Origin of the sequence: Leeia speluncae, from assembly GCF_020564625.1 — a bacterium.
In the GTDB taxonomy this organism is placed as follows: domain Bacteria; phylum Pseudomonadota; class Gammaproteobacteria; order Burkholderiales; family Leeiaceae; genus Leeia; species Leeia speluncae.
Window position 1 is genome coordinate 44473 of record NZ_JAJBZT010000002.1, and the last position, 11252, is coordinate 55724.

Annotated in this window: 9 protein-coding genes; 1 reads left to right on the forward strand and 8 read right to left on the reverse strand. The window is 43.2% G+C overall.

The annotated features are described in order from the left end of the window. Nucleotides 1–68: 68 nt before the first annotated feature. The 7 genes from aroB to LIN78_RS03185 are packed head-to-tail and all read right to left on the reverse strand — an operon-like array spanning nucleotide 69 to nucleotide 6604. The gene (gene aroB, locus LIN78_RS03155; protein WP_227178389.1) at nucleotides 69–1148 is read right to left on the reverse strand and encodes a 3-dehydroquinate synthase; all 1080 of its coding nucleotides are present in this window, start codon (nucleotides 1146–1148) and stop codon (nucleotides 69–71) included. Then, the gene (aroK, locus tag LIN78_RS03160; RefSeq protein WP_373307738.1) at nucleotides 1141–1683 is read right to left on the reverse strand and encodes a shikimate kinase AroK; all 543 of its coding nucleotides are present in this window, start codon (nucleotides 1681–1683) and stop codon (nucleotides 1141–1143) included. The genes aroB and aroK overlap by 8 nt, the downstream gene beginning before the upstream one ends. Nucleotides 1684–1711: 28 nt before the next feature. Further along, complete coding sequence (locus tag LIN78_RS03165; RefSeq protein ID WP_227178393.1) at nucleotides 1712–3781, reverse strand: type IV pilus secretin PilQ; 2070 nt, start codon at nucleotides 3779–3781, stop codon at nucleotides 1712–1714. Further along, complete coding sequence (locus LIN78_RS03170) at nucleotides 3781–4311, reverse strand: pilus assembly protein PilP (RefSeq protein ID WP_227178394.1); 531 nt, start codon at nucleotides 4309–4311, stop codon at nucleotides 3781–3783. Before LIN78_RS03170 ends, LIN78_RS03165 begins: the two co-directional genes overlap by 1 nt. A 2-nt stretch (nucleotides 4312–4313) precedes the next feature. Next, entirely contained in the window at nucleotides 4314–4949 is a 636-nt protein-coding gene (locus LIN78_RS03175; RefSeq protein ID WP_227178396.1) for a type IV pilus inner membrane component PilO, read from the reverse strand. Between the two features lie 3 nt (nucleotides 4950–4952). Then, nucleotides 4953–5525, reverse strand: coding sequence for a PilN domain-containing protein (locus tag LIN78_RS03180; RefSeq protein ID WP_227178398.1), 573 nt, complete (start codon nucleotides 5523–5525; stop codon nucleotides 4953–4955). Continuing rightward, on the reverse strand, nucleotides 5522–6604 hold the full coding sequence (locus LIN78_RS03185) for a pilus assembly protein PilM (RefSeq protein WP_227178400.1): 1083 nt from the start codon (nucleotides 6602–6604) through the stop codon (nucleotides 5522–5524). Before LIN78_RS03185 ends, LIN78_RS03180 begins: the two co-directional genes overlap by 4 nt. A gap of 179 nt (nucleotides 6605–6783) precedes the next feature. Between LIN78_RS03185 and LIN78_RS03190 the strand changes: the two genes are divergently transcribed. Then, nucleotides 6784–9072 carry a penicillin-binding protein 1A gene (locus LIN78_RS03190; protein ID WP_227178402.1) on the forward strand — a complete coding sequence of 763 codons (2289 nt, stop codon included), beginning with the start codon at nucleotides 6784–6786 and terminating at the stop codon, nucleotides 9070–9072. An 87-nt stretch (nucleotides 9073–9159) separates the two neighbouring features. On the opposite strand, the gene LIN78_RS03195 is transcribed toward LIN78_RS03190, so the two are convergent. After that, nucleotides 9160–11193, reverse strand: a complete 2034-nt coding sequence (locus tag LIN78_RS03195) for a putative bifunctional diguanylate cyclase/phosphodiesterase (RefSeq protein ID WP_227178404.1) — start codon at nucleotides 11191–11193, stop codon at nucleotides 9160–9162. Nucleotides 11194–11252 lie beyond the last annotated feature (59 nt).

Sequence of the window (11252 nt, forward strand, 5' to 3'; positions counted from 1 at the left end):
TACCAATAAAAAACCTCGCAGTCGCGAGGTTTTTTATTGGTATCCGAAGCCGTCACTACACAGCGTATTTAGCTCAACACTTGCTCAAGAACTGCAACAGGAACGTCTGCGGTAATAAAAGACTGTCCTAAAGACTTCATCAGGATAAATCGAATTTTACCGGCCTCATTCTTTTTATCCACACTCATCAACTCCAAGTAGCGTTCTAGACCTAATTTCGGATGCTCAACAGGCAAATTTGCCTTTGCAAGGATACTGATTACACGAGCGACATCTGCTTCCGAAATATAACCCAGAGCAGCAGATGTTTTCGCTGCCAAGACCATGCCAGCAGCCACACCTTCACCGTGTAACCAAACACCATAGCCCATACCTGCTTCTATTGCATGGCCAAATGTATGCCCAAGGTTTAATAATGCCCGCACACCAGACTCGGTTTCATCTTCCGCAACAATTCTAGCCTTATTACGGCAAGACCAAGCAACTGCCTCTCCAAGCTTCTCTTTGTCACGAGACATTAATGCATCAATATTTGCTTCAAGCCATTCCAAGAATGCAATATCATCAATCAGGCCATACTTAATTACTTCCGCCAATCCTGCAGAAAGCTCTCTATCAGGTAGCGTATCAAATACATTCATATCCGCAACAACGGCTTTGGGCTGATAAAAGGCGCCAATCATATTCTTGCCAAGCGGGTGGTTAATTCCCGTTTTACCGCCGACAGATGAGTCAACCTGGGATAACAGTGTAGTAGGAATCTGAACAAAAGACACGCCACGCATATAGGTTGCGGCAGCATAACCAGTCATATCGCCAATGACACCGCCACCAAGCGCGACTAAGGTGGTCTTACGATCGCATTTATTGACGAGCATTACACTGTAAATCTGATCAAGATACTGACCGGTCTTGTATTGCTCTCCATCTGGCAAAACGACTTCGATCACTTGAATAGATAATTGATGCAATTGCTGTTTAACAGCATCTAAATACAGAGGAGCGACGGTTTCATTTGTCACCACAACGGCCTGCTTACTTTTGAAAACATCCTTCAAAAGATTCGCTAACTGATCAAGCCCATTTGTTCCTATATGGATAGGATAGCTACGCTCAGCTAATTCAACCGTTAAAGTACATTCAATCATTCAACAAAGCTTCCAACTTAGGTTCAATTTGTGTAAGTAATGTTGCAACAGTTTGTCGACTAGTATCAATCACCACATCTGCCACTTCTCGATATAGCGGGTCTCGGATCTCAAACAGTTCTTGTAACCGTGCTTTAGGATTTGCGGTTTGAAGCAAAGGTCGATTTTTATCAAGCTTCGTTCGAAGGTAAAGATCATCCACGCTCGCGCGCAAATAAATGACTAATCCACGCTCTTTTAAACAGCGTCGATTATCAGGATTCATGACTGCGCCACCACCCGTCGCTAAGACAATATTTTGCAACTGAGAGAGTTCATCAATCATTTCGCATTCCCGCTCACGAAATTTTGACTCACCTTCAATCTCAAATATTGTGGCGATCTTTACGCCTGTCTTAGACTCTATCTCGTGGTCAGAATCATAAAATTGCTTATCAAAACGCTTTGCCAACGCCCTACCAACCGTCGTCTTGCCCGCGCCCATCAAGCCTACCAAAAAGAAATTGCCCGTCATGTCTAGTGCCATGACGGGCATTGTAACGGATTTAGTGCTTGAATGCTATTTAGCGAACCGTCAAACGCTCATCCAAAATCTTAGGGGTAACAAAAATCATCAACTCTGCACGCTTATCGGTTGTGCTTTTATTTTTGAAGAAGTAGCCAAACACAGGAATGTCACCCAAAAGAGGGGTTTTACTGATATCAGTACGCTTATTTTCTTCAAAAATACCACCAATCACTGTTGTATCGCCATTTGCCAACAATGCTTGAGTGCTAACTTGATTCGTATTAATAATATATCCCGCGTCAGTTAGAGTACCCAACGTGTCTTTATTAACTGTCATAATCAAGTTAACTTTATTATCAGGTGTAATCTGAGGCGTTACATCTAATGATAAGTTTACATCCTGAAACGTTGTTGTACATGTCCCAGTCGTAGTGGATGTCGATGCAGAACATGTTTGATAAGGGACCTTCATGCCCTGCTTGATCGTCGCTTTTTGTTGGTCCATTGTGACTACACGAGGGCTACTGATAATTTTACCTCGATCATCTAACTCCAACGCTGTTAACGCCAAACTCAACACTTGTCCAGTTGGGTTATGTGTTAATGCTAATGAGAACAAACCTCCACCACTTGATTGTGTAGCAGATGTTAGCCCTGTACTGGCTTTTGAAGAGGAGTTAACAGTCGTATCTGAGCTACCAAAAAACTTCTGGGTATTATTCAAAGACAAACCTAAAGAACCACCAATTTGCCCAGAAAAGTCTTGATCAGCGACAACAATGCGAGCCTCTATTAGCACCTGCCTTGTCGGTACATCAATTCTTCTTAATAACTCTCTAAACTCCTCAAGTTTTGAAGGGATTTCCTTTAAGAAGATCTGATTGGTACGCTCATCAGATATAACTGACCCACGTTTTGATAAGAAAGGATATTTTTCATCTTTCAAAAAGTCAAAAATCACTTTGGCTTTTTGATAATTGATTTGAAATACCTCTGTTTTAAGAGGTTCTAACTCTGCAATGCTCTGCTGAGTTTCTAACTCTAATTTTTCTTTTGTTGCCAACTCTTCGCGAGGGGCCACTAAAACCACATTACCTTTTTTGCGACTATCCAATCCCTTAGCCTGAAGCACAATATCAAATGCCTGATCCCAAGGAACGTCTTTTAACCTAAGAGTCAAATTACCGGTTACAGTATCACTAGTAATAATATTCATTCCCGTAAAGTCAGCAAGTACAGCTAGCACAGAGCGAACGTCAACGTTTTGGAAATTTAAAGAGAGTTTCTCGCCGTTGTAAGTTTTGGCTTGACTGTTTTTCTTGTCCGTAGAAGACTCTTTCACTTCAACAACTAATTGACCATCCATTTGGTAGGATGAATACTCCCAATTACCCTTTGGCTCAATAAGCAATCGAGTATTTCCACCTTGCGACTTTGCTTCTACAGAAACAACCGAGGTACCAAAATCAATGACATCCAGCTTACGCTGAAGGTTTTCTGGTAACTTTGTTTTAGCAAGATCAACAACCAAGGATTTTCCTTGCTGGCGTATATCTACACCAGCAGATCCTTTTGCTAAATCAATAAGGATTCTTCCTTCACCTTGTAGACCTTTGCGAAACTCAATATCTTTCACAACATCTAAGCCATTATCTTTATTATTGGCACCAACCTGCGTATTGGTTGTGTCAGCAGACGCAGACGGCAAAGTAACACTCGCTGTCGGCGCAGAGGCCAAAGTAATCAACACATCTTGCCCTGACACAGAAACTTCATAAGGCGCATTTTGCAACAAGCTTAAAACCAATCTTGTACGTCCATTTGCTTCAACAAGATTGACCGCCCTTAAATTGCCTTGAGGAGCAATTGCTTTATCAGATGAAACTCCATTAGCAACATCCGCAAAGTCCAGCGCTACACGAGGTGGCGTGGCTACAGAAAATCCTGTAGGCTTTTGTGCCGCTTTTTGCAAATGCACCCTTAGCAAGGTTTTTTCGCCAGGTTGTGCGGAAACATCAATACTTTCGATAGTATTAGAAGCTGCAAAGCCAAGTGCACTGTACAAACCAAGTGAAATGCCCAAGACTTTTAATTTAAGATTTTTTTGAAGGATGCGGCAATTCATTATTTTTGCTCCTGCTCGACAAGTTTCAGGGAGGCGCTGCGTTCAGACCAATCACCATTACTGTCTTCAATCAACTCTTTGATTGATATAGATGATTCATCAATATTAGTAATTACCCCAAAGTTCCTGCCGATGTGGTTACCAATCTTGGCTTTAAAAATATCTTTCGAAGGTGATTGAATAAGTGCCGTCACACCTTCTTTTTTGTTATTCAACGTTCCCACCATATTTAGCTTATCGAGGTCAAACTCCTCAAGCGCTTCTTTCTTCCAGTTTGGGTCAGGTGAATTGATACCTTTCCCCTTATTTTGCTGAACTTTTGTCACCGAAAAAGGGTCTGGCAAATCATATGCTTGATAGGCAAAAGGAACGTATGGCTCTAGTGCAGGCACGGGGTCAATCCTGCTTCGAATAGATGCGCCCTCGGTGCTCATCCACTCATCAAGATCTTCTGTGCCTGAATTACCACAAGCGCTTAATAGTAAAGCGAGCGTACTTACAATCAATCCATATCGGGCTCTATTTTTCATTCTCATTTCCCCGGTTCTGGTTGTTTTTGCGCAGACATTTCATCAATTTCTTGTTGATCTAAATATCGAAATGTTTTGGCCGTTGCAGACATAACCATGCCGCCATCTTTTGAACTTGTCGAAATATCGATATCTTTCAAATTGACAATTCTAGGCAATTGAGCAATGTCACTCGCGAACTGGGCGAAGTCATGATACGAACCGCTAACCTGAACTTGGATTGGCAACTCTGCCATCTCAGCGGTTTTTATTTCTTGGCTTGCCGGTTTAAACAGGGCAAATGACAAACCTCGTCCAACACCAGCTTGGTTGATATCAGTCAGCAAAGCATCCATTTCAGACTTCTTTGGCAGTTGCTTTAATAACTCGCTCAGCGACTGCCGAATTTCCACAAGCTGCTGCTTATAGGCATCTAAATTAACCGCCCGGCGCTTTTTATCCAGATACTCATCTTTCAGGGTTTGCTCTTTATTTGTAGCTTCCGTATTTTGCGTTATTTGGTCCTGCCAGAATGTAAAATACGCAGCGGTTTGTATCAAAACAAAAATAATTAAAAACACCGCTAACTTGGCAGGCAATGGCCATGCACCGATTTCTTTAATATCTAAGTTTCTATATTCGTCGAGATCCATTGCCATGACTTACCCTTTTGCACCTGATGCGACAGATTCTTCAGACTCTCTTTTAATCTCTAGGGTCATTGAAAACTGATTCAGTTTACTGTCAGCCTGAGACCTTGCAATCTCAATTAATCGAGGCGAAGTGAGAAATGTTGAGTTCTCTATATTACGAATAAATGTTGAAACCCGTGCATTTGATTGCGTCATTCCAACCAAATTAACTGTTGCATCTGTCTGTTTAATGGATGTTAAGTAAATGCCTTCAGGCGTTAACCTAGTTAGCTGATCCATCAAACGTACAACTTCAGAACGGCTAGTTTGAAGTTTTTCAACAACCTTCTTACGAGCGAGTAACGAATCACGCTCCTTTTTCAGTGTTTGAATATCTTCAATTTGCTTACTTAAGACATCGATTTTAGATTGGAGATAGTTGTTTCTATTATTTTGATTTGCAATTTGCAAATCTAGGAACTGATATCCACCAAAGGCAAATGCAGCACTAGCGGCAAGTACAACACCTAAGACAACATAAAACTGCTTAATCTGTTGAGCTTTTCGAAGCTCTCTGTGCGGAAGAAGGTTTAATCGAATCATAGTTCAAACTTCCGTAAGGCTAGTCCACATGCAATCAATAAAGCGGGTGCATCTTGCAATAATTGACGTGGTTTTATGCGATTAGGTTGAGACATACCTAGGAATGGGTTGGCAATTAATGTACTGACTTGAGTGCGGTTCGCAACTACTTCATCTAGCCCAGGGATGCTGCCACAACCACCACCTAGCAAGATGAAATCCACTTGATTAAATTGGGTTGAAGCAAAGAAAAACTGTAACGAGCGACTTACTTCATTCGCGAGTGACTCCATGAATGGCTTAAGCACTTCTGGCTCGTAAGCCTCAGGAAGTCCGCCATTGCGTTTGGCAGCTTCTGCCTCTTCTTGAGAAAGGTTGAAGCGACGCTGAATATCTTGGGTTAGTTGATTACCACCGAATGCCTGCTCTCTTAGGAACACTTGCTGGTTATTTCTAACGACCATGATGTGCATCATGGTTGCACCAACATCGACCATAGCTATGGTTTGATCTTTACCAGCGCTTGGCAATTGCTTTTGGATTAACTCTAATGAGGCTTGTGTTGCAAATGACTCGACATCCATCACAATAGCACGCAGTCCCGCGGCCTCTGCAACTGAAACGCGTTCTTCCACTTTTTCTTTTTTCGACGCGGCAATAAGCACTTCGATTTCAGAAGGGGCGGCAGGTGATGGTCCAATCACTTGGAAGTCTAAATTCACTTCTTCTAGCGCAAATGGGATGTATTGATTGGCTTCTGACTCAACTTGCATCTCAAGATCACGATCTTTTTGCCCTGCAGGCACCGTAATCTTTTTAGTAATGACCGCACCAGCCGGTAATGCAAGCGCTGCATTTTTGGTCCGGCTGCCGAGTTTACGCCAAGCACGCTTAATTGCATCAGTCACTGCCTCATAATTGCTAACATTGCCGTCAGACATAGAGTCTTTTGGCAGTGGCTCAATTACGTAGCGCTCGATAGAAAACCCGTTACCGCTTTTATTTAGCTCAACCATCTTAACGGAAGCCGCACTGATGTCGACCCCAATGACGGGAGGTAACTTTGGTTTTAGAAATTCAAAATTTAGACCTGTTTTCAAGGCAATTTTCCTAGTGCATTAAGCAAGTTACACAAGAATTGTGTGAAACTACATCAAATCCTAGCAGCAGGAATTAAGCAAGTAAAGCATCCATGCATATATCATGTGCAGAATCACAACAGAATTTGGCCATTTCGTTTAAAATGCACCTAACAATTTGATGGGAACCCCAAAAAATCATGTCAAAAAAGTGGATTCTGTACCCAATCCTTACGTTGATCACGCTTGGCCTCATCGGCGTCGCAACGTTAGCGATTGCCATTATGATTACTTACCCTCGTTTACCAAGCGTACAAGGGTTGCAAGACTATCGCCCTGTGATTCCCTTAAAGATTTATACAGCAGATGGCGTGCAAATTGGGGAATTTGGTCAAGAAAGACGTGACTTTGTCAAAATTCAGGACGTGCCTCAACAAATGAAGCACGCCATTATGTCAGCTGAAGATGAACGTTTTTATGAACACAGCGGTGTTGATTATGTTGGCGTTGGACGAGCATTACTCGCCAACCTAACCCAAGGCCATACGGTATCAGGGGCGAGTACAATCACCCAGCAGGTGGCGAAGAATTTCTTTCTATCTCCTGAACGCACATTGGAGCGCAAGTTTAAAGAAGCACTGCTTGCGTTTAAAATTGAACAAAACCTAAGCAAAGATCAAATTCTTGAGTTGTACATGAACCAGATTAACCTGGGTCAGCGTGCATATGGATTTGGAGCTGCCGCTAAAACCTACTTTGGCAAACCACTTTCAGAACTCTCTGTTGCAGAAATGGCAATGCTTGCGGGCCTACCTAAAGCACCGAGTAAGTTTAATCCGGTTGTAAACCCCGACAGAGCAAAGCTACGCCAAATGTATGTACTGCGTAGAATGCATGAGTTGAAATACATTACCGATGAAGAATATGAAGCGGCAAAAGTCGAACAACTACATGTGGTAAAAAGCGTGGAAGGCTTCCCTGCGCATGGTGAGTATGTTGCAGAAATGGCACGGCAGTTTATGTACGACCAATTCAAAGAAGCCGCCTATTCACAAGGTTTTAAAGTCTACACGACGGTTGAAAGTAAGCACCTAGAGGCTGCTTATGATGCAGTTCGATTTGGCTTGCTGTCTTACGATAGACGCCATGGCTACCGCGGTGCGGAATCATTCATTGATATCTCAAACGACAGCTCTGAAGAGTATTTAGATGCAGCGCTTGCCGAAGTAAAGGATAGTGGCGACATTTATCCTGCGGTAGTACTTGAGGCATCTACGAATAAAGTTGTCGCTTATCGTAAATCTGGTGGTGCCATCGAAATCACCGGCAATGGGTTAAAATTTGCGAAATCGATGCTATCCAATAAGGCGAATGAATCTGTTCGTATTCGCCCTGGTGCGGTGATTCGTGTAACAAAAGGGGATGATGGCAATTGGTCGATTACCCAAATTCCTCAGATTGAATCTGCATTTGTTTCGGCAGACCCGAACACAGGTGCAATTAAAGCCCTCATTGGTGGTTTTGATTTCAACCGAAACAATTTCAACCATTCAACACAGGCATGGCGTCAACCGGGGTCTAGCTTCAAGCCATTTATCTACTCGGCGGCAATCGAAAAAGGTTTTACAGCGGCGACAGTAGTTAATGATGCACCATTGAGTATTGATCAAGGCGGACAACACTGGGAACCAAAGAACTCGGATGGCAAGTATGAAGGTCCAATGACGATTCGTCGTGCGCTAACCAAGTCGAAGAACCTTGTGTCAATCCGATTACTGCAAGCCATTACGCCGCAATACGCACAGGAGTACATCAAGAAATTTGGATTTAGCCCAGACCATCATCCCGCTTATTTAACCATGGCACTGGGTGCTGGGACCGTAACACCATACCAAATGGCCGGCGCATATAGCGTATTTGCTAATGGCGGATATAAGGTTCAAACCTACTTTATTGATCGTATTGAAGATAGTAAAGGCAAGACCATTTTCCAGAGCAAACCATATAAAGCAGGTGAAAATGCCCCCTTAGCGATTGACCCAAGGAATGCATACATTATGACTAGTATGCTTGGTGATGTGGTTCGATATGGTACTGCTGCACGTGCGATGTCTTTAGGACGGCGCGATTTAGCGGGTAAAACGGGTACCACGAATGATGTGATTGATGCGTGGTTTGCTGGTTTCTCTCAACGAAACTTGGTAGCGATTGTGTGGGTTGGTTATGATCAACCGAAACCGCTAGGTGGTTCGGAGTCTGGGGGGCATGCGGCATTGCCGATCTGGATGAACTACATGGCGCAAACGCTAAAAGGCGTACCTGAGCGGCCACTTCAAGCACCGCAAGGCATGGTGAATAGTGGTGGAGAAGTCTTCTATGGTGAACACACAAATGTTGCACCGGATCTTGGACTAGATAATTCTTCAACCGAAGAAGTGCCAGCTAGTTCAGCAACGAGCGTAGACACGATTAAAGATATGCTCTTCTAAGATAAAAAGGCGGTTCAACACACAAGGGTTGAACCGCCTTTTTTAATACGCCAATTTCGTCAGAGTGAGAGTTGTTTCAGTCTGAATCTATCGAATTGCAAGTAATTGATTGATCTCTGCTAATGGTAGAGGCTTAGAGAAGTAATAGCCCTGATACTCTTCGATTGCTTGTTCCGCAACCCATTTCATTTGCGCTTCAGTTTCTACCCCTTCTGCAACCGCTGTAAATCCCATTAATTGACACATAGAGACAACCAAACTCGCCAACGCTTTATTTTCCTCTAAACCCTGAATAAAGCTTTTATCAATTTTTAGCGTTTTAATTGGGAAACGTTGCAAATAAATCAGATTTGAATAGCCCACCCCGAAGTCATCTAGCGCAATGGACATCCCCATTGATTCAACCGCACTTAAGAAGTTATGAACTTGCTGATCATTGCCTAGCAAAGTCGACTCAGTAATTTCTAATTCGATTAAACGTGGGTTACATTTATTCCGCATGACAATCTCCACAATTTCTTCAAAGAAGCCATCGTGTTTAATTTGTTGTGGAGAGATATTGATTGCAACGGAAATCGGTTGCCCTTGCTGCGCCCAAATCGCTTGCTGTTTAGTGGCTATGTCCAATACTTCTTTGCCTAATTGCCGAATCATTCCATTTGACTCACAAATAGGAATGAAAGCGTCAGGAAATACCAAACCGCGCTCGGGATGATACCACCGAACCAGCGCCTCTACACCAATGATTTTCCCCGTTTGCACGGATACGCGAGGCTGATAGTGCAATACAAACTCTTTCCGTTCAAAAGCAAGCCTCAAATCGCTTTCTAATTTAACGCGCTTAACCACTTGTTCGGAAAGTTGTGCATGATAAAACGCAAGACCATTTCTCCCGGCCTCTTTTGCCGAATACATAGCTAAATCAGCATGTCTTAGCAACGTCTCCATCGAATTGCCATCATTAGGGAAAAGTGAAACGCCAATACTTGGCGTTACCCGTACCTCTACCCCATTAATAAGCACAGGTGTAGAGATCACATTCAGCAACAACACCTTTAGCCGGAGTACTTCTGTTTTTACATCAGCGCACGCACGCATGATTAAAAACTCATCGCCGCCCAGCCGTGCGAGTAGGTCATCTTTTTTAATGACCTTTTTGAGTCTCTCGCTAATTTCTACAAGTAACTCATCCCCAGCATTGTGCCCTAGCGAATCATTTACATCTTTAAAACGATCCAAGTCAATAAAGAGCATTGCCGCTTCTACTTTGCCACTATCGCAACTAGAAATGATACGGTCAAAGTGCTCCATTGCATGGATTCGATTAGGTAAACCCGTTAGTGAATCATGCATGGCTTGATGATGTGCCATCGCTTCCGTTTCTTTGACAGAAGTAATATCTGTTTCACTAACCAAGATAGCCTCTTGGCCAGATACGGCATCACGACATACTCTCGCGGATATTTCATGCCATCTTGCGCCATGAGGCGTGTCAACAGGTAAAGAAAATGAGCTTAAATTATTAGCAGACAGTACCGTCGATAAGCTAAAACTCTGATTACTATGTTGAATTCGATCTTGAAGCGTCTCTTCTGGGTGTAATGTTGAAGATCTCGCGGCGGGATTACGATACAAGGGAATCCCTTCTCTCGAGTAGAGCGTAATCATCACCGATGTATGCAGTAACGCCTCTACCGAACGGCGAGATTCCGGCGCATGTTCGTCAATGGGCCTTGCCTCACATAGCATACCCATCCGACCATCGGCTAAACGATGACCGCTAAAAATCACCGTTGTCACGACTGGCAACCCTAACGGATATAAAGTCCATTGCTCTGTAAACGTACACTCTGGCTGAGAAATGAAATCCTGCTGATATTGAGCCAAGCGTTGTGCCACAGTAAGCGACATGTCGGCCCCCATGTCCCTAGCGAGCAACTCTTCAAGATTATCGGCTTTCCAGACAAACAACGCAGAATCGTTGGCCCAATATACTCTGCGGTAATCAATATCAAATACCCACACAGGGATATTAAGAAAGTTGAGTGCTTCATAGTACGTATCCAACTGCTGAGACAAGGGTGGCAAGACCTCGTCAAACAAGCTAGCTACATCATTCATATGAAACCCCTTTTTCCATTCACAAAAACTTGCAGAGTACTTCAGCATATTCCATGCAA

What these genes read in the sequence shown, in the direction of transcription:
- aroB (WP_227178389.1), bottom strand. Translation starts at nt 1,148, where the DNA reads ATGATTGAATGTACTTTAACGGTTGAATTAGCTGAGCGTAGCTATCCT.
- aroK (WP_373307738.1), bottom strand. Translation starts at nt 1,683, where the DNA reads ATGCCCGTCATGGCACTAGACATGACGGGCAATTTCTTTTTGGTAGGC.
- LIN78_RS03165 (WP_227178393.1), bottom strand. Translation starts at nt 3,781, where the DNA reads ATGAATTGCCGCATCCTTCAAAAAAATCTTAAATTAAAAGTCTTGGGC.
- LIN78_RS03170 (WP_227178394.1), bottom strand. Translation starts at nt 4,311, where the DNA reads ATGAAAAATAGAGCCCGATATGGATTGATTGTAAGTACGCTCGCTTTA.
- LIN78_RS03175 (WP_227178396.1), bottom strand. Translation starts at nt 4,949, where the DNA reads ATGGCAATGGATCTCGACGAATATAGAAACTTAGATATTAAAGAAATC.
- LIN78_RS03180 (WP_227178398.1), bottom strand. Translation starts at nt 5,525, where the DNA reads ATGATTCGATTAAACCTTCTTCCGCACAGAGAGCTTCGAAAAGCTCAA.
- LIN78_RS03190 (WP_227178402.1), top strand. Translation starts at nt 6,784, where the DNA reads ATGTCAAAAAAGTGGATTCTGTACCCAATCCTTACGTTGATCACGCTT.
- LIN78_RS03195 (WP_227178404.1), bottom strand. Translation starts at nt 11,193, where the DNA reads ATGAATGATGTAGCTAGCTTGTTTGACGAGGTCTTGCCACCCTTGTCT.